This is a genomic window from Halodesulfovibrio aestuarii DSM 17919 = ATCC 29578 (genome assembly GCF_000384815.1).
Taxonomy (GTDB): Bacteria; Desulfobacterota; Desulfovibrionia; order Desulfovibrionales; family Desulfovibrionaceae; genus Halodesulfovibrio; species Halodesulfovibrio aestuarii.
In genome coordinates this window covers 136641-156679 of record NZ_ARQF01000020.1, presented here as the reverse complement: position 1 = coordinate 156679, position 20039 = coordinate 136641, and the positions used below count along the sequence as shown (strand labels likewise).

Below are 20039 nucleotides of genomic sequence, written 5' to 3'. Positions count from 1 at the left end.
GTCGTCTTGACTGTTGTTACTGTTGTGCAATGGCTCGAAGCTTTGCGTCTAACTCGGCATAATTCTGCCGGATGTTATGATTTGTCGCAGTATGTTTTGTTGCGGCTGCACCCATGGCCGTTCGCAGGTCTGGCGATGCTGCAAGTTTGCCTATAGCCTGTGAAAACGCGTTATTGTCGTACGATGGAGTGATGATGCCTGTAGTGCCATTGTTGACCACTTGCGGTGCTCCATCATGATCCCACGCCACAACTGGTAACCCACAACTTTGCGCTTCCAGATAGACCATGCCAAGACCTTCATTTATGCCGGGGAAGGCAAAAATATCGCAACTGGAATAGAGTGCCGGCAGCTCTTTAGAAGGGACGATGCCTAAAAATATGTGCCTGTTTGGTAAGAACTTATGCGCGACTTCTTCCAGATATGGACGCATAACGCCGTCTCCCGCAATGATCAGTTTGATGTCGTGCCCTTGATATGCAAGGTCACTGCAGGCGGTGATGACGTGTTCCACACCTTCTGATTTTGTTCCTTTTCTCAGCATGGCAATTGTCAGCACAACAATACTGTCTGTTGCATTCCATGCAGTGCGTTTTTCTGCGCGCAACGTTTCATTCCGTGTGAAAATATCTGTGCGGATTCCGGGTGGAATGAAAGTGAGATGACTTGGCGGGACAATATGGCTTAGTCCCTCAAGGTCTCGTTGTTTGTTCGCAAAAATATGTGTTGCGTGTTGCAGTGCTTTTTTATTGAGGTAATACCCCGGCTTAGTGCTCCAGTCCTTTTTTCGTTTTGGAGCGTGGGAAGGGGCAAATATTGCGTAAGGTATTTGTTCTCTTGCTGCCATAGTGCCGAGAATATCTGGTGCCTTGTAGTATGAGTGGTATGTAAACCACACATCCGGTTTTTCGTTTTGTATATTTTCTTTAACAAGCTGCATGGTTGCGTAGATATGTCCCCAGTTGCGAGGTCGTTTCCAAATATACCGAGTGGATAATTGAGGTACGATCCATATTTCGTGCCCTTGATTCTGGAAAAACGTCGCTAAATCTTCCGCAATAGTCACATCGCCGGATATGCGCGGGTGTGTCAGCGGTTTGAACGGGGTACAGAACGCAATTTTCATGAAGATGACCACTCCATTTCTGACATTGTATCTGCTTCCTCTCTGGTGATACCATTTTCTTCAAAAATATTACCGAGCTGTACAATTAGCTGTCTGTTGTTGAAGACTTTATGAACCTTACGTTCGGCACCGGAAATGATGGTCTGCCGCAGAGCTTCATCGGTGAGCAGGCATTCTGTGGCCTTGGCCAGTTCCTCGGCGTTGTTGCATGGAACAAGCAAGCCTGATTTATTGTGTTCTACGAGCTCAGGAATTCCTGAAACACGGGTTGCAACAACAGGGACTCCCATTGCCATGGCTTCTGCCAGTACGTTGGGAATACCATCCCTGTCTCCATCCTGCGCTGTTGTACATCCGAGAAGGAACACATCGGCTTTGCGGTAATGGCGCAGCACATCCTCGTGAGGCAGCGTGCCGGTGAAGCGAACAAAATCTGTTAGTCCATACTTGTAGACTATCTCTTCAAGTTTACCGAGAAGCGGGCCCTCACCAATAAGTGTGTATCTGAATGGGATATTGCGTAAAAAGAGAAGACGCAGACTTTCTAAGATTGTGTCCAGCCCCTTTTTTTCCACTAGACGGGCCACGGTAAGAATTGAATAGGGCGTATGGGTAGTGAGACCGTTTTGTCTGGTAGAGAAAAGGGATAGGTCTATCCCGTGATAGATAGTATGTACCGGACAGTAGCCGGGCTGTGGAGTCCGTATGGGAGAGCCGTCCTCTATGGGGGGCAGCGCATAGTGTGGTGGTGCTTTAGGCGCAGGGAAAGAACGAGCAATCGTTTCTAAGGCAAGTTTATTGTATTTTGTACATGTAACGGCAAACAGTGCCTGCTGCATTTTTTCTGCAACCCGTTTGGGATGTTGCGTGTAAATATCTTTTGCATGTGCGGTAAAACTGAACGGAATGCCGGCAAGTTTTGCTGCGTACATGGCGACAGATGTCGGGGTATGCGCAAAATGGCTGTGAAGGTGTGTGATGTTTTTAGACTCAATATTATTGGCAACTACACACGCCTGCATAAAGTGTTTGATCCATGTATGTACTTTATTGGTTCCTGAAAAGCGGGAGAGGAAAAATTTAAAGGTATTACAGAATGTGGTTGTGTGTAGAAGGGCACATAAGAGCGTGTTCCACAGCAGACGTGGGAATCCAAGAGAAAGATATTCCGGAAGATAGGTAACTGTTGCGTGGATGGATTTTACAGACTTATGCGAAAATTTTTCACGCGGTTTCCGCATTGAAAAAATATGAATGGTAAAGCCTTGCTCTTCTAACAATTTTATTTCATTGGAAATAAAAGTTTCTGATATGCGGGGATACCCTTTCAGGATCATACCGAGCGTTGGAGTGTTATGCATCGATGGTGTCTCCCTTGAATTCGGAGAGCCGAGAACGGATGATTTCAAGTCCAGTCATGGAAAATGCGTTGATACTTTGTTCGTATTGCGAAGAGTCTTCCAGCATGGTGATTACTTTGTCACGCAGTGAAGACGTGGTGAGGCAGTCCCATTTAATGTAGTCTGCCAGTTTGGCGGATTGTAATACCCTTGCACGGATGAGTTGCTCCAGACGCGGACTTTCACGTGGGATAATGAGCGACGTTTTTTTAAGGGACAAAATTTCGCAGATGGTATTGTATCCGCCCATACTCACAACAAGGTCTGCTGCCGCCATAATTTTTTCTAACCTTTTATGGAAGGTAGCGAAGATTACGCCAGCCTTTTTGGCTCGTTTTGCAAGAGAGTCCTGCAAGTCCTGGGGGACAAAAGGTCCCGATACCATATAGGTTTTAAACGGAAGATCCGGCGTTTCTTCTACCATTGAAAGGTAGGTATCCAGCATGTGGTAGCCATCACCTCCGCCGCCTGCAGTGACAACGATCAGTTTGCAGGAGTCATTGATCCCGTTCCCGTTTCCGTTCAGGAGGTGCTTGAGGGTGATTTTTTTATTTGGGGTCTCGCGGGGGATGTAGCCGGTAAAGACACATTTATTGCTTATGGAGGAGGGCAGTCCGTATTCAACAATAGGATTGTAAAAATTTTCTTGTCCGTAAATCCATATTTCCGAGTACAGGTTCTCCAGCACATTAAAGTAGTTTTTGTCATTCCATTCTGCACGTGTTGATGCAGAATCGTCTAAAATATCACGCAATCCGAGCACGACGTTAGTGTCAGGACGTGAAGTTTTAAACCATTGGAGCACGGGCAGAACTTCCCCTTTGAGTCCTACGGGAACTTTGTCCACGATGAAGAGATCCGGATCAAAGGATTTTGCTGTGGCAGTAATTATCTCTTGCCGTATTTCCAATGCCTTCTGGGGGTTTACTTTTATGGAGTGAGGCACATAGACAGTGTTGCTTTGTTTGATCATACCCGGAATACGCACAAAATCGACCCCGAAGGGAATCGGGAAGCGGCCGGCAATGGGGGATCCTGTAAGGATAAGAATATTAACACCGGGAGCGCTTAAGTTCCGTGCGATAGCCATTGTTCTTCGGATGTGCCCAAGTCCGTAAGTATCATGGGAATACATGAGGATGTTATATGTAGAACTCATGAGTAATTGCTGCACCTTGGTAAGAAGTTCACAGTCGTATGCAAGTATTTAAGTCTGTGAATCATTATGGGGGAAAAGAGTATTATTGTTTTTGTAATACAGGATGTTAAACCTCTAATTTTCCTCTGCCATTGGTATCGCTTGCCCGGTCGTAACATAGTATTCGGCTGTAGTTGCACACGGGCGTACTATTTCACTTACTTCCGGATGCATACTGGAAGTTGTTTTCTCGTTGATAACACCCTCTAGTATAGAAAGATTTTGTTTATATAGCGGAATGTGTGGATGAATATTATGGGCATGTTCAAAAAGGCGTTTGGCATGCGTATAATCTCCACTATCGAAAGCGAATACGCCAATATTATTCAATGCGCTGGAATGTTCGCTGTCATAGAGCAACGTTTGGCGGAAGGCATGCTCGGCATTCTTTTCTGAACCAGTGATAAATGACCGCATTCCCTCAATAAACCATCCCTCTGCCGGGTTCAGGTCTACATAGTTGATGCCTTGGCATGGACACCTGTCTACCGCACAAGGAGTGGCACCTGCATTGAGTGTAACATTGTCATGAATATTGCCGAGAACGGTTCTATCCCCCGGGCAGCGGAAGATTGTCCCATTAGGTTCCATTCGAATGAATGAACAGCCACTTTTGCAGTCTATCCCACGGAAGTTAAAAACCATTTTTGTTCCCGCAGCAGGGTGGCTTGTAAATATATTTTTGATGGTTTGGGAATAATTCTGTGGATATTTTAGATTGTTGTAGATTCCTTTGAACGGGCGAGGCGTAATGGGGACTCCGTTCTCTTTGAAAAATGAAATGTCATCAGGATATCGTTTTTCCAGCGAAGGATGCAGTACGTAATTAACTTTAATTGCGAATCCTGCACTAGCAAGGATATGGTAATTTTGAATAAATTGTGGGACTGCATTTTTTCTTTCACGTTCTTCAATATGTAACGACGCATAGATATCATTAACTTTTGATGGAGAAACCCTTTTTGCAAATTCTTTTATCTGGGCTGATAAACTAAGATTTGTATCTACCCCTATGTAATGCTTTTGTGTAAGTTGCTCACAAAGTGAGACGAAATTAGGATATAGAAATGGTTCACCTCCAGTCATGTTAACTAGCCAGCTGTTATTATTCTTATTAAGAAAGCGAAGTAACGTTTCAATAGAGATATAATTTATTATTTTACCGTTAGTATGCGGAAAATAACAGTATGAACATTGAAAATTACAGTTTCTTGTCATGTTCCATATCATTGATTTGTTGTAATTATGCATGGTTAAACTGCCTTGATGTGGTTTGCAATTAACGGGTTGAAGTGGTAGAGAACCACTGCATTTTTTTTAAAAATAGTATCATTTATAATGCATCAGATTGCTTCTGATGCGAGTTATCGCAGGGGACATGGAATAATGGATTTACGTGTTTTAGCAGAGTTAAAAGAATACCTTACTGTAAAAAAACATACGCCGGGAAGATTGAAGGTAAAAGTGAATTTAGCTATTCGAAACCACCCTAAGTTAACGCAATTGCAGCATGCAGCTAAAGGTGGAAGTTCTGTTATTAAGAAGACCAATCTGAATATTTTTACGCAAACATTAACTGTCGACTACGATAGTACTGTGTTGCCGTTTGAAGCATTGCAGGAATTGCTCTCCAGCGATGATCAGGATCGTATTGCACAACTTGCCACTGAGCTTATGGACAGCGTAGGTGTGTAACGCAAAGGTTAAGTAGAACATAGTTGACGATCTTCTTTCTAAGAGAAAGAAGTCATATATTTTTCACAATGAAAAACACCCCGCAGATACTACTATCTGCGGGGTGTTTTTGTTATTATAAGTATTAATAATAGTGCGTTACTGTGCTAAAGGTCTTTTTATGGGGCTTTGTAGTGGCTGTTAAGGATAAATATTACGGAGAAAATTCTTAGAATGCAGGGTAATGTTTTGCAATCAATGTTAGTTTCCGTACGAGTGTGATATAACTGGTCGGAAAGTCGACATAAGAACTGGAGAGTTGCATGACAGGGGTATCAGGGAAAAGAGAAGGTAAAAAAGGCAATGGTAATGAACCACCGGGTGCTGCATGCGCTAGACCCTTCGTTGCGCAGCAGAGCTGTGATACGGAAATGTTTCGCTGTCCTGAAGAGGCTTCCACGGAACGACCAGTTCTTCCTTATGAGTTATTGAGCAAGGTGCTGGATTCAGAACCAGTGGCCATTGCACTCTTTTCGGAAACATGTAGCCCAATGTACTGGAACAAACTGTTTGAGCAGTTTTTTGGAACGTTGGAAGGTGCTGACGTTGAAGGGATGGCACGGAAAAAGACGAGCTTTTGGCGTTGTGTTGGACAACAAGTCTTCGCAGTTAGGGATAGTCAGAAAGAAGCATGTGGCGAATGTTGTAAATTAAGCGAACATGGTGCGTATGTATGGTTTGAAACCCGGACACAGATTGTGCAGGCTGATGATGTGGGTGTTGTATATTTATATTCCGCAACAGATATTACGCACCAGAAGGCCGCACAGATTGAACTAAAGCAAACCCGTGATGAGCTTGAAGAGCGTGTAAAAGATCGCACAGCAATTCTTGCAAAAGTTAATAACACGCTCGAAGAACATGTGTTGTGGAGTAAACGCCAGCAACAGGCATTGATTGAAAGCGAAGAGCGGTTTCGGAATATTTTTTTAAACGAGCACGGCATCCGCTTTTTATGGGATACTGAAACCTTTGAAATTGAAGAAGCGAACGCTGGTGCAGCAGAATTTTATGGGTATGAACTTGATGACATGATTGGACAGCCCTTGCAGAAGGTTACGGGTATGTCCGTTTCTGCCATTCAGGACAGGATAGAAGAAGTAAAACGTTTGGGGCAGGCTTCATTCACGGCGCTTCATCGTCAGGCCAACGATGAAATGCGGTATGTTGAAGTGCGTTTTGTGGGGGCTAAAGACAAAGGGCGTAGCTTAGTTTACTCGTTTACTATTGATATCAGCGAACGAATTGAAGCTGAACGTAAGATGCATGAGCATAAGAATAACCTTAAAGCCTTAATGAACGCAACGAGCGATTGTGCTTTGCTTGTTGATCCTCAAGGGTTTGTGATCACAATGAATCATGCTGCAGGGCAGGAGTTCAAAGCAGCCGAGCAAGCTTCAGGGGGCGTGAACTTATTTGATGTGTTGAATGAGCAAGTGGTGAATGCATGGCGTGGTGCGTTTGATGCTGCTCTTGTTATGGGAATGGCTGAGCATATAGAAACAGATGTGAATCGGTGCTGGAAGGTCTCTTTTTATCCTGTATTTACAGAGAGTCTGGATATCAATGCCGTTGCGATTTATGCAGAAGATGTGACGTTTGAAAAGCGCACTACAGAACAAATGAAGTTGCTTTCAAAGCGAGTTCTTTCTGCTCAGGAAGATGAGCGAAAACGAATCGGACGGGAGTTGCATGACAGCACGGCGCAGACAATTTCCGGTATCAAATATTTACTGGAAAGTGAGGTGGCGCGAGTAGAGCAGGGCGCAGATGTGTCGCCCGACAGCCTTTCTAAAATGATTGAATTACTACAGGGCGCAAGTGTTGAGCTACGCCGTATCATTATGGCATTGAGGCCGACAATTCTTGACGATCTTGGTCTTATTTCTGCATTGCGTTGGTTGCTGAACGAGGCGTCTATTTTGCATCCTGCATTTTCATTTTCCAGTACCTTTGATCTATCGGAACAAGTTTTCAGTGAATTGCAGAAAACGGTTTTATTCCGTGTGGCACAAGAGGCGCTTTCTAATGCGGCAAAGCACAGTAAGGGGAGTAATATATGGCTTCATATCAAGCAGGAAGGTGATAGCTGTGTGTTATATGTACAAGATGACGGTGTTGGATTTTGCATAGATACTTGTTCAAGATCAGGTGTGGGGCTCGGGAGCATGCGTGAACGTGTAGAGCTTGTAAACGGGACGTTGAACATTTTATCGTTTAAAGATGGGGGTACGCTGGTTCGGGCAGCCGTTCCTATTTGTGCTGTGATTGTCAGCGAATAGCGTTAATCTTTATGAAGAGGCCTAAATAGACTTTCCCAGTAGACTAACGTATTGTTGCGGGGAATCGGAATGGCGTTGTAGCATACTAACATTGCAGGAGGAGCGGGTGGCAGAAATTACACCTGTTTGTCAAATAACATGTGTTCATGATGAAGCTGTGGCAAAAGTACAAAAAGCTATGCTTCCAAATGAGCATATAAGTAGTCTTTCGGAATTATTTAAAATTTTAGGTGACGGGACACGTGTACGTATCCTGAACGCTTTGTCGCATCATGAACTATGTGTATGTGACCTTGTTACTATTATCGGGATGAGTCAGCCTGCTGTTTCGCATCAGTTACGGTTGTTACGAACTGCAAAGCTGGTGCGGTATCGGAAATCTGGGAAAAATGTATATTATTCCCTTGCTGATGACCATGTTACAACACTGCTTTCTACGGCGCTTGAGCATGTTCTGGAAGGGTAGCAAGTACAAAAAATGAGGTGTTTTAGCACGGGAAGAGGCAATGTCTGACACTGCAATGAGAGCACGATAACTGATTGTTTATTTTGTAAATATAGAATTACATGTGTACAAAGATGCTTTGTTAAAGTTGGGACCGCAATATTGCGGTCTTTTTTGTTTACAGACGATTTGGTGCTTGCTATCAAGTCTGTATTGGTCTGACCAATCTGGATAGCTGGGTTAACCTGCTCATAGTAACTTGAGTTGAAATACGTAAGGAGTGGGTAATGTCGTCATCAAAAAAGGAAACGGGCAACCGGAGAACAAAGCAACGTCGGGTGCATGAACATATAGCCGACCAGTTGCGTGACCTGATAACCAGTGGTGAATTCCCTTCGGGGAAAAGACTCCCTTCTGAACGCAAGCTTTCAGAAATTTTCTCAGTATCTCGCCATGGCGTTCGTGAAGCCTTACGTAAATTGGAAGAGCAAGGACTTGTTTTTTCAAGACAGGGGGATGGCACGTACGTACGCAAAATAGAAGAAGCACAGGGCAGAAAACCTGTTTCCGCTGCGCTTGATAGAAATAAATGCCGCTATGTTGAAGTTCTTGAATTGCGGAAGGTTATAGAACCGCAAATAGCTGCCATTGCGGCACGGTATATTACAGAAGAAGAGCTTGTTGAGCTGCGGCGGGTTTTGGATGAACAGATAGATGATATCAGTCAGGGGCGTAATGGCTCCGAAGCAGACTGTGAATTTCATAAGTTGATTGCGGCTGGTACCAGAAACAGTGTTATGTTGGAGATGGTGACGCGCATTCATGACATTGTTTCACAGAGTTTAGAATTTACTTTGGAGAACAGTCATCGCAGGCATTGGGCAATTGAGACGCACGAACGAATTTTACGGGCGCTTGAAACCAGAGACCCTGAGACGGCACGAAAAGAAATGTATGAGCACATAGCGTATGTTGAATCGCTGGCGCTTTCCGAATTGGAAGGGGAAGAATAATCGCCCCTGCAGTTTTTCTAATGAGAATGGAGTAGGTCTATGATTTCAGTAGTGCTTTTGTATCTTGCCGTTGGTGCATTTGCTGGTGTGCTGGCAGGGTTGCTTGGTATTGGTGGCGGATTGGTTATTGTTCCGCTTTTAGTGTTTAGTTTTACCTTGCAGGGAATTCCTCAGGAAGTGCTGATGCATCTTGCCTTGGGTACGTCTCTTGCTTCCATTATCTTTACTTCTGTCGCAAGTTATAGAGCACATGATAAACGTGGTGCAGTGCGTTGGGATGTCTTTCGTTTGGTAACGCCGGGTATTATCGTCGGCGGATTGGTGGGGGCAGGGGTTGCTTCCTATATGTCTTCTGGCCTGCTGAAAGGGATTTTTGTTTGCTTCTTGTACTACGTCGGTTCGCAGATGCTACTTGGAATTAAGCCTAAAGCCAGCCGGGAGCTTCCGGGAACCGCAGGCCTTGCCGGTGCTGGTGGTGTTATCGGCATGGTATCCAGTATCGTTGGTATCGGTGGTGGTACCATGTCTGTGCCGTTTCTCTCATTTTGTAATGTACCGATGCATGCTGCAATCGGGACTGCATCAGCCATTGGACTTCCAATCGCGCTTGCTGGGACTTTAGGGTATGTGGTGTCTGGATTTTCTGATCCTGTAACGCCTGCATATTCTTTGGGATATGTATATATTCCGGCTCTTTTAGGTATAATTTGTGCCAGTTGGTTTACTGCTCCACTGGGAGCAAAACTCGCACATGCTCTTCCTGTAGCAAAACTATCAAAAATTTTCGCTGTGTTGTTGTTTGTTGTGGCAACGAAGATGCTTTTGAGTTTGTTTTAACTGATACAATTTGATTGAATCTATAGAGGCACTCTATTATTGTTAGATAGAGTGCCTTTTTCTATACGTAATGATAGGAGAATCAAAATTTTATAGTTGTCATTCTGGGCAACATTAAGAACGCCAGTAAAATACGGTTAGGGGGAGAAAGCGTGCTTTTTTAGGTGGTTGCTGTCTTGTATCTCCTACTCTACACTACTGGGCTGAACAGTGCGGTACAAACTGCGTATGCCTTCCCCCTGACAAATGTTTTTTCAGTCGGTCAGACACCGTTGGATTTAAAAAAAATCGAGGTAGCTTGTGAAACAGGTCTTTCGTTTGATGGCAACAGGAATCATGTGTTTGCTTCTCTTTCTGGTAGCTGGTTGTGGTCCAGAAGAAAAACAACAGGCTGTACAGGATGTCAGCTGGAATGAGCATGTTGCCCATGCAAAGGGAACAACCGTCCGTTTTTATATGTATGGTGGCATGAATAACGTTAACGACTGGATTGATAGTGTTGTCGCCCCTGCAATAAAAAAACAGTATGACATTACGGTTGAACGTGTGCCTATGAGTGCGCCGGTCTTCATGAACAAGATGCTTGCTGAGAAGAGTGCTGGGAAAAACACAGGCAGTATTGATCTACTATGGATCAATGGTGAAAATTTTAAGAATGCACGTAAAGCAGATTTGCTTGAAGGGCCGGTAACGCAGCTTTTGCCTAACTACATCGCATTCGTGAATCCAGATGAGGCTGCAACAGATTTTGGCTACCCCGTGGAAGGGTATGAGGCTCCGTACGGTCGCGCCCAGTTTGTTTTTGAATACGACAGTGCCCGTACGCCGAATCCCCCAACATCATTTGCTGAGTTAAAAGACTGGGTGAAGAAAAATCCGGGACGGTTTACTTATCCGTCTCCACCTGACTTTACCGGTTCTGCATTTATTCGTCAGGTATTCTATGCTGTAACAGGTGGTTATGCTCAGTACTTAGGCGGGTTTGATCAGGCTTTGTTTGATGCTAATGCGCCAAAGCTTTGGGCATACCTGAACGAGATTGCTCCCTATCTGTGGCAGGAAGGAAGAGCCTATCCAAAAGATCCAGCATTTCAGGCTACGCTGTTTTCACGAGGTGAAATTGACATGATGATGGCGTACCATCCTACACATGCTCAGAATCGTATTCTGGATGGAACATATCCAGAAAGTGTGCGTACTTTTGTTATGAAAGAAGGTTCCATTTTCAACACACATTTTACAGCAATTCCTAAGAACGCTCCTAATAAATCCGGTGCGTTGGTAGTCATGAACTATCTGCTTTCTCCAGAAGCACAGCTTTCAAAATTTTCACCAGCAATGTGGGGAGATTTCCCTGCGCTTGATATGAATAAATTGCCTTCAGAAACCGTCACGGAGTTTGCTGCTGTCAATCTTGGTGAAGCAACTTTGAAGCCTGCTGAACTTAGTGCCGTAGCCGTTCCTGAAATTCCTTCTGAGTGGTTGGAAGCGTTGGAAAAAGGCTGGGAAGAGCATGTGCTTAAAAAATGATAATGCTATTTCACTTGTGATTGATACAGACAATTCCTTTGGAATGCCTGTACGCGAGCTGGATGACGGCATTGCGCTAATCATAAGCCTTGTTTCCAAGCAGATAGATGTGAAGGCGATTGTTGCCTCGGCTTGTAATTGTAGAGCCTATGAGGCCGCACAAAACACGTTGTATCTTCTTGATCAATTCGGAATTTCAGATATTCCAGTGGGATTAGGGGCGGAAACGCCCCTTTCTGGTGACAGAGAGGCACATCACCAGTATTTGGATGCAAAATCAGTAAGCCGGGAGAGAACGTATTGGAGAAATGCTCCCGATATCCCCGCTCGTGATGTTTCTTTGCTTCCATCCGGTGCTGATGTGTTGATTGATGCAGTGCGGGCAAACCCTCATGAAATAATAGTCGTTGTGCTGGGAAGTTTTACCAATCTTGCACTGGCGTTACGAAAAGCACCGGATATTGGGGCACTTATAAAAGAGGTTGTACATATGGGGGGCTCGTTTGCCCCACTAGACGGGGAGCTTGCTTTTGAATGGGACACTGCGGATATTCCGCCGGAAATATGGGCAACAACGCTTAGATTTAATACATGGTATGATAAGCAGGCCACTGTTGAAGTGTTGCAGGCTGGTGTACCTGTCTGCTTTATTACTGCTAATGTAACCAGCCATTTTTACTTACGAAATAATCATGTGCGAAAAGTTCGCTCTGCTGCGAAAGGGGCTTTGGGGCAGAGTCTCATTCGCAGTATTGAGCCGTGGCTTGAATGGAGTATTGCTGAGCGCAAACTTGTTGGTGCGCATATGCATGATCCGTTGACGATACTCTCCCTGCTAGAGAAGTCAGTATGTACATACCGATATATGAGTGCAGACATTCCAAGTTTTTTAGCAGGATATGAACTTTTTCCACAAGATGAAGGCTCTCTGTGTAAAACTGCTGGTAACGCGGCTTTGCCGAAGGTCAAAGTTGCTGTTAATGCAGACACTGCAAGGGCTGAAGAATTGCTGTGCGATTTATTGAGTCGGGCTGTTTCATTAGAATCTAACGTTTGAAGAAATAATTGGTTTTTGAATACGTTAGTTGCTACTGTTAGTTTAATTATTGAAATGAGCTTGGTTATAGTTGATCCTTTTTTTGACATGAAAAAGCTCCGTGTATCACTAATATACTTGGATTTGTTCCTAACTTTCCATTCCTTGTGGAAAAAAATATACTTGTTGCAAAACTACCTCCGGTCTAGTGTGCTTTTCAAGCAAGAGCAGAAAATGTTTTTGTGATAAAAAGTACAGTAAAATTAGGTTAGTAGATCATATTCTCTGCAGATGTTTTAGGCGGCATCTTTAACCTCTAACTTTTTTGAATGGTTGAAAGAGTTAGGGCTGAATCAGAGAGTGAAATATATACGCTGGAGGGTCACCGTGCTCAAAAATACAATGGATGATATGATTTCAAAACTTGGGAAAGAATTTTCAGAATTTTCTGGAACGCTGCGTTCCGTTAAGAAAAATGACTGCGGAGATTTTGTCGTCTCTCCCGAGATAATGCGTAATATTGTGGGGCACGTAGAAAACCTTTTTGGGACAATGCGTGAAACACAAGAGTCTGTGCAATTAGCTCTGGAAAGCGAGTTGTTGCAAGAAGAGAGGAAATGGATTGATTTGCTTGATAACGCAGATATGACTACAGAGCATTAAGCTATTCTCATATCAAACTGTTAGGCGATTTAGTTGTGGCATGTGTCCCCTTGATGCGAAAGCATTGAGGGGACGTGTGTTTTTGTGAGGGAGAAATGAGTAACATGCTGAATAATGTTTTTTAGACAAAAGAAAAGCGGGAGAAAACTCCCGCTTTACATGCTCAAATTGTAAGATCAGCTGACTATACGCAGCCGGTAGGCTTAGGAAGACCAGCCATCTTACATGCTCCCTTACCTGGGCCGGAAGGGAAAAGTTCGTATACCTGCTTCAATTTGAAGCCGGTGTTTTTAGAAAGGATACGCACCATAGGAGCGATACCGTTCTTTCTGTAGTAATCCTGAAGGAAGTCGAGGATTTTCTGGTGATCTTCAGAGATCTCAGAGATGCCTTCAGATTCTTTAACGTAATCTACCCACTCAGGGCACCATTCTTCGAACTTAAGCAGGAAGCCGTCTTCATCAACTTCGAAAGTTTTACCTTCATAAGTAATTTCAGCCATTTTGTCCTCCTTGGACATGGTCTATAAGCGTTATATTTAGCTCAGACATATGCCGGGTTGCAGCAACAGCTGACAACCTGATGTAAAGCAGTGATCCACCGCTTGTCTCCATCCAGGTTTGCTCTACAAAGCAAACACTGACTTGTTAAAGCCGTGATAGTCATTTTGTCAATGGGCAAGCCCAGAAAATTCAATTTTTCTTATTGTCTTACAGAATAAAAAAAAGAAAAAAGAAGTGCTATCAACGGCGCTAAGATGCCACAGTGTTCCAAAAAACACAAGCGTACAAGTGTGTCTGTATTGTCACCAATAATAGTATGTTACAGCTGCCAGATTAAAAATATGTAACCGTATGAAGAGGTAATCTAGAGCGGGATTGGTGTGAATTATAAAACTTGTTGCATTGTTGCAGCATGAAGGTTGTGACATTGACAACTGGCAAGTGAGAATAGAGCACTTGCCAAGTACTGCGGGGCTGAGCACCCATCTGATAATTGAAAAAAGAAAGCGGCTCTAAATGAGCCGCTCATAAATCCATTGAACGTGTGATATTCTATTGAGGGTGAACGTTGTCACGTGCCCAGAATGTAACATCAAATTGCTTTTTAAGCTCCTCAATGATCTGATTTTCCTTGGTACGCTCCATTGGCATGATACGGATATTAACTTCGCGTGTGCCTTTCCCTTCTTCTTCTTCCATAGAGGAAAGGATTGAGACAATACGAGCTTTATGTTCGCGCATTATCTTCAGGATCGGGCGAAGTGTGCCTGCTTCGTTTGGCAAGCGGATACCGAATTGAACACCACCCTGCCGAGCACCGGTGATGGTGATGAGAACATTAAATATGTCACTAACAGTAATTATGCCCACCAGCTTTCCCTCGTCATCAACAACAGGAAGGCCGCCAAAGTCTTTTTCAATCATCATTAAGGCAGCATTTTCAACGGTATTGGTTGGGCTTGTGACAAGCGGGTCGACCGTCATGATGTCTTTTACTTTGATTTCGGAGAGCAGGTAGTACAGTTCGTGAACATCAAGCGTCGTAGCTTTGGAAGGGGAGGCTTCTTTTATATCTCTATCTGAGACTATCCCAACTACACGACCTTTGTGATCCACCACGGGAACACGGCTAATGTCGTGTGCTTTTAAAGCCTTGGAGGCCTTCATCATTGATGTATCGGGCGAGACAGTAATTACATCTTTTGCCATCCAGTCGCGAACCAGCATGATTTTTCCTCCTGATATACACTCGTGCGTTTAATCATTTATAGTATACTTGTTTTATATATAAGCATTTATTTTGTAGGTGAACAAGCGAAAATTGTCATGTCAAAGCGACTGTACTTTGCACAACTGTTCGCTTAGTAGATATTAGATTCGATTAATGTTTTATAATGTGTCTTGTATTGGCAGGACGTCTTACTTTCCCAGTGATGAAAGGAAATAGAGAATGAAAGCGCTGTATCTTGATTGTCGATTCGGGCTTGGCGGTGATATGTTTTTGGCTGCTATGCATGAACTGGGTGTTGATTTGTCGCGGTTGCAGCGTATTTTTATTGAAGCAGGCATTTATGTATCAATAGAACCGTTAAGTACAATGAGACAGTCCATTATTGGGACGTCTTTATCTGTAAAATGGCCTGAAGGGCAACCGCTTCGGCATCTGCCGGAAATTGTCGCTATCATCAAAAAACTAGCCATTTCCAATGAGGTGCAAGCCCGTTCAATTGACGCTTTTCAGCGTCTTGCGGAAACTGAAGCAGCAGTTCACGGTAAGGCTGTGCAGGATATACATTTTCACGAAGTGGGTGCAATAGACACACTCGTCGATGTTGTCGGTGCCTTCTGGGCTGTTGAGCAGCTTGATGTCACCAACATTGTTGCATCAAAACTACCGTGGTTTTCCGGAACAGTTGAGTGTGAGCACGGAATATTGCCGCTTCCTGCGCCAGCTGTTCTTGAACTGCTCAAAGGAAAGCCCGTATTTGCTACAGAGTGTGAACAGGAGCTCGTAACTCCGACCGGTGCATTGCTCATAGATCAGCTTGTAACTGATTTTTCGTCCGGCGCTGAAGGAACTCTTTTGCAAACAGGCCTCGGTTATGGCCAAAGAGAATCTCGCGGCGGGCTGCGCATCAGCCTGCTTGAATCAGATATGCCAAAGCAAACCATGCCTACCGAATCAGAAGCAATAATTGATGAAATCTACGTGTTAGAAAGTCATATCGATCATTTGACCGGTGAAGAACTAGGGCGCTGTTTTGATATTTTTATTGATGCTGGAGCGCTTGATGTTTTCTTCACCGCCGGGGTCATGAAAAAGAATCGTCCAGCAGGCAGTTTGAAAGTTCTTTGCAAGCCAACCGACTTGGCACAAATCGAACAGCTTTTCTTTACTCACACGCATACGTTAGGTCTCCGTAGACAGAAGACTGAACGTGTTCTTCTGCCGCGCAAAGAAGAACGTACAGAAACTCCCTTCGGCGAGATGGCCGGGAAAAGCTATAGTATCGACGGAGTGAAAATTTCTAAGCCTGAGTACGAAGAACTCCTGAAGTTTTCTAAAAAAACAGGGCGTAGTTTGCCAGAGCTCCGCTATATGCTGTTTGGCAACACTAAATAGCTCCCATGGTCTGCGACGCTTTTGTGTCTACGACGTTTGCCTCCGGCGGCTTATGAGCCTCGCTCTGTTGTCTTTATCCGTAAAGCTCAAAGATTCGTAAACGGCTAAAGCTCGCAAGAGTTTTTTAAAATTCTCCAAAAAAACTTATTAGGCGAAGAACATCCGTACATAATGTTTTCATGCGACTTAATCATACTGGTTTAAATAAAAAAGGGCTGTCCCTCATATGAAGGACAGCCCTTTTATTTTTCGAAGGGTAGTGGAGCATAAGCGGCGGGGCGATATAACCAACGGGCTAAACTCGCAGTTAAAAGTTTTTGGAGAGTCCAGAGGACCTTGTTTCAACAAGGTTCTTTGGCCGCCGGAGGCAAAAAAGGAAGCCTAGTTGTTGGAGCCAACTGTTACCTAGTTAGTCAGCTTCAATAGGCACAAAAGAGAAGGTAGTCACATCGAAGAGGCCACCATCTGTGAGCTTGAGCGCTGGGATTACTGGGAGGCTCATGAAGCTGAGAGTCATGAACGGCTGTAACTTCGGGTTGATGTTAAATTCTTTAGCGAGGTTAAGCAGCTTTTCCATTTGGGTCGCAACTTCCTGTGCTGGTTGATCAGACATTAGTCCTGCGATTGGCAGTGAGAGATGGTCGAGCACTTTTCCGTCGCGAACAAGTGTAATGCCGCCGCCAATTTTTTTGAGGTCGTTAATGGCTACGAGCATATCTGCGTCGTTATCACCTGCAACAACGATGTTGTGAGAATCATGTGCGATGGTTGTGGCTATTGCGCCATTTTTGATGTGGTAGTTTTCGAAAATGCCAAGGCCGATGTTTCCGGTGGCATTGTGTCGTTCTACAACAGCAATTTTAGTGAGTCCTTCGTTTTGTTTTGCGTTAAAATAGCCTTCTTCATCCAGAACAATATCTTTGATTACGGATTCTGTGAGTACTGTGTCTGGAATAACGCGCATAGTACGAACTTTATTGCTGGAAAGCTTGAGTTTGAGATCTTCAAGAGAGATGTCAGAGAGGTTCACTGTATCGCGAACGGATTCGCGAACAAGTTCCTGTGGTTCAACAAGCAAGGCTCCGTTTTTGGCAATATGTTCGCCATTTGTGAACACGTGGCTTACTTCAAAATCGCTGAGATCTCGAACGACCATGATATCAGCATCGTATCCCGGCGCGATTGCGCCTTTACCTTTGAGACCGTAGCATTCTGCCGCGTTAAGGGTACCGATGGTAATAGCTTGGAGAGCATCAACGCCTTCTTCAACAGCAATTTTGAGGTTCTTATTCAGATGACCGTTTGCAAGAATATCTGCCGGTTCACGATCATCAGTACAAAATACGCAGCGGCGATAGTTGGCATCGGTAAGACCTTTTGCAAGCGCACGGAGGTCTTTTGTTGCAGAACCTTCACGGATGAGCACGTACATGCCTAGGCGTATGCGTTCGTGCATTTCTTCTACGGTTGAACACTCGTGGTCTGTTTTGATTCCGGCTGCGGCGTATGCGATGAGATCGCGACCGGATAAGCCCGGAGTGTGCCCGTCGGAGATGCGGTTGCGGGAAGAAGCCATGTATATCTTATCCAGCATTGCCGGGTCACTGTTGATAACGGCTGGGAAATTCATAACCTCTGCAAGACCATGCACGCCTTCGTGGTCGATAAGTTCTGACAATTCTTTAGCTTCAAGAATAGCACCAGAGTGTTCAAACGGGGTTGCCGGCACGCAGGATGGAAGCATTATACGTACGTTGAGCGGCAAGTCTTTTGAAGCATCCAACATGTAGCGAATGCCTTCCAGACCGCAGACGTTGGCAATTTCATGCGGGTCGGCAACGATAGTGGTTGTTCCGTATGGAAGAACACACTTTGCAAATTGGGCAGGGGAAACAACGGAGGATTCAATGTGAACGTGACCGTCGATGAGCCCCGGCATAACATACCCACCTGCAGCATCAATAGTCTTTGCAGCTTCGTATTCGCCGAAACCGACGATTTTACCGTCGCCGATGGCAACAGAACTTTCGAAAATGGTCTGAGAGAAAACATCGACAACTTTGCAGTTGGTAATGAGAGTATCTACTGGAGTTCGTCCAGCCGCCATATCAACGCGGCGGGCAAGAGTTTCACGTTCAGTCATGATCTATCCTTATATTATGATGTATAGCGTAAAAATATCGTATTAGGTACGGAGCCAATATCATGTAACACGTTTGGATGAAAGGAGAAGACTGCTGTCTTCTTTTTGCTTTGCTAACATGCTGATGATACATGCTTTACAGGTTGCCGGCTTAGGCTTTGTTACATAATTTGCTACCGTAATCGTAATATTTCTGCATCTCTTTGCGCGGAACCATGCTTCCGCCTGTACCCCATGCGATGTGCGTTGCGTTTTTCATGTGATCTTGCAGAGCATGCTGCTTGATATAGTCTTTACTGCGCTGAATGCGTGTAATACCGGGCATGCCAGCAAGCGCGGATGGTTCCATCCATATATCCTCTGTATCTGCAAGCAAGGCCAGAAGCTCAAACATTGTATCATCACTGACGGTAAGAGCACCATCTATTAGATGTTGCAATGTGCTGCCGACAAAGCCTGAAGGGCGTCCGACAGCAAGACCATCTGCTGCCGTGCGGTTGTCTATTCCAAAATCCTGAACAGAAATGGCATCATGCAATCCCGTGTACAGACCGATAAGCATGGCAGGAGAATGGGTCGGCTCTGCAAAAAAGCAATGTACATTGTCCCCGAAAGCAAGCTTAAGACCGAAAGCAACGCCGCCGGGGCCACCACCGACACCGCATGGGAGGTAAACAAAAAGCGGATGTTCTGCATCTACCGTGATGTTTGCCTCCGCTAATTGTTTCTTTAGTCGTTCTCCAGCAACGGCGTATCCCATGAAAAGCGTGACAGAGTTTTCGTCGTCAATAAAGTGGCAACGCTGATCGCCTTCAGCCTGTTTTCGTCCCTCGGCAACGGCCAGAGAATAGTCAGAATCATATTCGATGACGTTAACGCCTTTTGAGCGCAGCATTTCTTTTTTCCACTCTCTCGCATCTGCTGACATATGTACGCTGACTGAGAATCCAAGCTGGGCACCCATGATGCCGATTGATAGACCAAGGTTACCCGTGGAACCGACTGCTATGGTGTAGCTGCTGAAGAATTTACGGAAGGCTGGGGTGTCTAGTTTGGAATAATCGTCTGAAAAAGAAAGGAGACCTGCATCAAGAGCAAGGTTTTCCGCATAGCTGAGAACTTCGTAGATGCCTCCGCGGGCTTTTATCGAACCGGATATGGGGAGATGGCTGTCGCATTTTAGCAGGAGTTCTCCAGAGAGCTGCAGGTTGAAAAGGTTTTCAAGTGCCTCTTGCATATGGGGGATTCGACGAAGTGGAGACTCTATAAGACCTTGCAATTTCTTTGTTTCAGGAAAGACTTTCGCGATGTACGGACGGAATCGTTCCAGCCGTGCTGCTGCATCTTTAACGTCTGCTTCTGTGAGAGTAATGTGCTTCATTGCGTCAGCAAGCGGACGGGTATTTGGGTTGAACCATATGGTTTCAGTCAGTGCTGTTGCATCACGGATGATGGGATCTGTTTTCCATTCTTGAAGAGTCTTTTCTGAAGGTGTCGGCATGAACA

The 20039-nt window shown here is 44.7% G+C and carries 17 protein-coding genes; 9 read left to right on the top strand and 8 right to left on the bottom strand.

Going from position 1 to position 20039, the window contains the following annotated elements; genetic code table 11:
* Window positions 1–16: 16 nt before the first annotated feature.
* The 4 genes from F461_RS0106720 to F461_RS0106705 all read right to left on the bottom strand — a co-directional run bounded on the left by F461_RS0106720 (window position 17) and on the right by F461_RS0106705 (window position 4942).
* Window positions 17–1126 carry a glycosyltransferase family 4 protein gene (locus F461_RS0106720; protein ID WP_020000387.1) on the bottom strand — a complete coding sequence of 370 codons (1110 nt, stop codon included), beginning with the start codon at window positions 1124–1126 and terminating at the stop codon, window positions 17–19.
* Window positions 1123–2487 (bottom strand): glycosyltransferase family 4 protein, encoded by a 1365-nt coding sequence (locus tag F461_RS17260; RefSeq protein ID WP_020000386.1) that lies wholly within the window; start codon window positions 2485–2487, stop codon window positions 1123–1125. Before F461_RS17260 ends, F461_RS0106720 begins: the two co-directional genes overlap by 4 nt.
* On the bottom strand, window positions 2480–3685 hold the full coding sequence (locus F461_RS0106710; RefSeq protein WP_020000385.1) for a glycosyltransferase family protein: 1206 nt from the start codon (window positions 3683–3685) through the stop codon (window positions 2480–2482). The genes F461_RS17260 and F461_RS0106710 overlap by 8 nt, the downstream gene beginning before the upstream one ends.
* A 114-nt stretch (window positions 3686–3799) precedes the next feature.
* Window positions 3800–4942, bottom strand: coding sequence for a radical SAM protein (locus tag F461_RS0106705; protein ID WP_235633765.1), 1143 nt, complete (start codon window positions 4940–4942; stop codon window positions 3800–3802).
* Window positions 4943–5110: 168 nt separating this feature from the next.
* Between F461_RS0106705 and F461_RS0106700 the strand changes: the two genes are divergently transcribed.
* From F461_RS0106700 to F461_RS0106665, 8 genes are all read left to right on the top strand, one after another.
* Window positions 5111–5419: a hypothetical protein gene (locus F461_RS0106700; protein WP_020000383.1), complete on the top strand. Its 309-nt coding sequence runs from the start codon at window positions 5111–5113 to the stop codon at window positions 5417–5419.
* A gap of 302 nt (window positions 5420–5721) precedes the next feature.
* Window positions 5722–7740: a sensor histidine kinase gene (locus F461_RS18575; RefSeq protein WP_020000382.1), complete on the top strand. Its 2019-nt coding sequence runs from the start codon at window positions 5722–5724 to the stop codon at window positions 7738–7740.
* 106 nt (window positions 7741–7846) lie between these two features.
* Window positions 7847–8206: an ArsR/SmtB family transcription factor gene (locus F461_RS0106690; protein WP_020000381.1), complete on the top strand. Its 360-nt coding sequence runs from the start codon at window positions 7847–7849 to the stop codon at window positions 8204–8206.
* A 266-nt stretch (window positions 8207–8472) separates the two neighbouring features.
* A complete protein-coding gene (locus F461_RS0106685; RefSeq protein WP_020000380.1) occupies window positions 8473–9198 on the top strand; it encodes a FadR/GntR family transcriptional regulator in 726 nt (241 codons plus the stop codon).
* A gap of 39 nt (window positions 9199–9237) precedes the next feature.
* Window positions 9238–10035: a sulfite exporter TauE/SafE family protein gene (locus F461_RS0106680; protein WP_020000379.1), complete on the top strand. Its 798-nt coding sequence runs from the start codon at window positions 9238–9240 to the stop codon at window positions 10033–10035.
* A gap of 321 nt (window positions 10036–10356) precedes the next feature.
* On the top strand, window positions 10357–11565 hold the full coding sequence (locus F461_RS0106675; RefSeq protein WP_020000378.1) for an ABC transporter substrate-binding protein: 1209 nt from the start codon (window positions 10357–10359) through the stop codon (window positions 11563–11565).
* Window positions 11549–12622 (top strand): nucleoside hydrolase, encoded by a 1074-nt coding sequence (locus F461_RS0106670; RefSeq protein WP_020000377.1) that lies wholly within the window; start codon window positions 11549–11551, stop codon window positions 12620–12622. The genes F461_RS0106675 and F461_RS0106670 overlap by 17 nt, the downstream gene beginning before the upstream one ends.
* Before the next feature lie 366 nt (window positions 12623–12988).
* Window positions 12989–13264 (top strand): hypothetical protein, encoded by a 276-nt coding sequence (locus F461_RS0106665; RefSeq protein WP_020000376.1) that lies wholly within the window; start codon window positions 12989–12991, stop codon window positions 13262–13264.
* Between the two features lie 184 nt (window positions 13265–13448).
* Here the strand turns inward: F461_RS0106665 and F461_RS0106660 are convergent, their stop codons facing one another.
* Both F461_RS0106660 and F461_RS0106655 read right to left on the bottom strand, forming a co-directional pair.
* On the bottom strand, window positions 13449–13766 hold the full coding sequence (locus F461_RS0106660; protein WP_020000375.1) for a TusE/DsrC/DsvC family sulfur relay protein: 318 nt from the start codon (window positions 13764–13766) through the stop codon (window positions 13449–13451).
* A gap of 553 nt (window positions 13767–14319) precedes the next feature.
* The gene (locus tag F461_RS0106655; RefSeq protein WP_020000374.1) at window positions 14320–14994 is read right to left on the bottom strand and encodes a CBS and ACT domain-containing protein; all 675 of its coding nucleotides are present in this window, start codon (window positions 14992–14994) and stop codon (window positions 14320–14322) included.
* Window positions 14995–15217: 223 nt separating this feature from the next.
* On the opposite strand from F461_RS0106655, the gene larC reads away from it, so the two are divergent.
* On the top strand, window positions 15218–16390 hold the full coding sequence (larC, locus tag F461_RS0106650) for a nickel pincer cofactor biosynthesis protein LarC (protein WP_020000373.1): 1173 nt from the start codon (window positions 15218–15220) through the stop codon (window positions 16388–16390).
* A 409-nt stretch (window positions 16391–16799) separates the two neighbouring features.
* Here larC and ade read toward each other — a convergent pair whose 3' ends face one another.
* Entirely contained in the window at window positions 16800–18533 is a 1734-nt protein-coding gene (gene ade / locus F461_RS0106645) for an adenine deaminase (protein WP_020000372.1), read from the bottom strand.
* Between the two features lie 151 nt (window positions 18534–18684).
* Window positions 18685–20034 (bottom strand): D-serine ammonia-lyase, encoded by a 1350-nt coding sequence (gene dsdA, locus F461_RS0106640; RefSeq protein WP_020000371.1) that lies wholly within the window; start codon window positions 20032–20034, stop codon window positions 18685–18687.
* Between the last annotated feature and the right edge of the window lie 5 nt (window positions 20035–20039).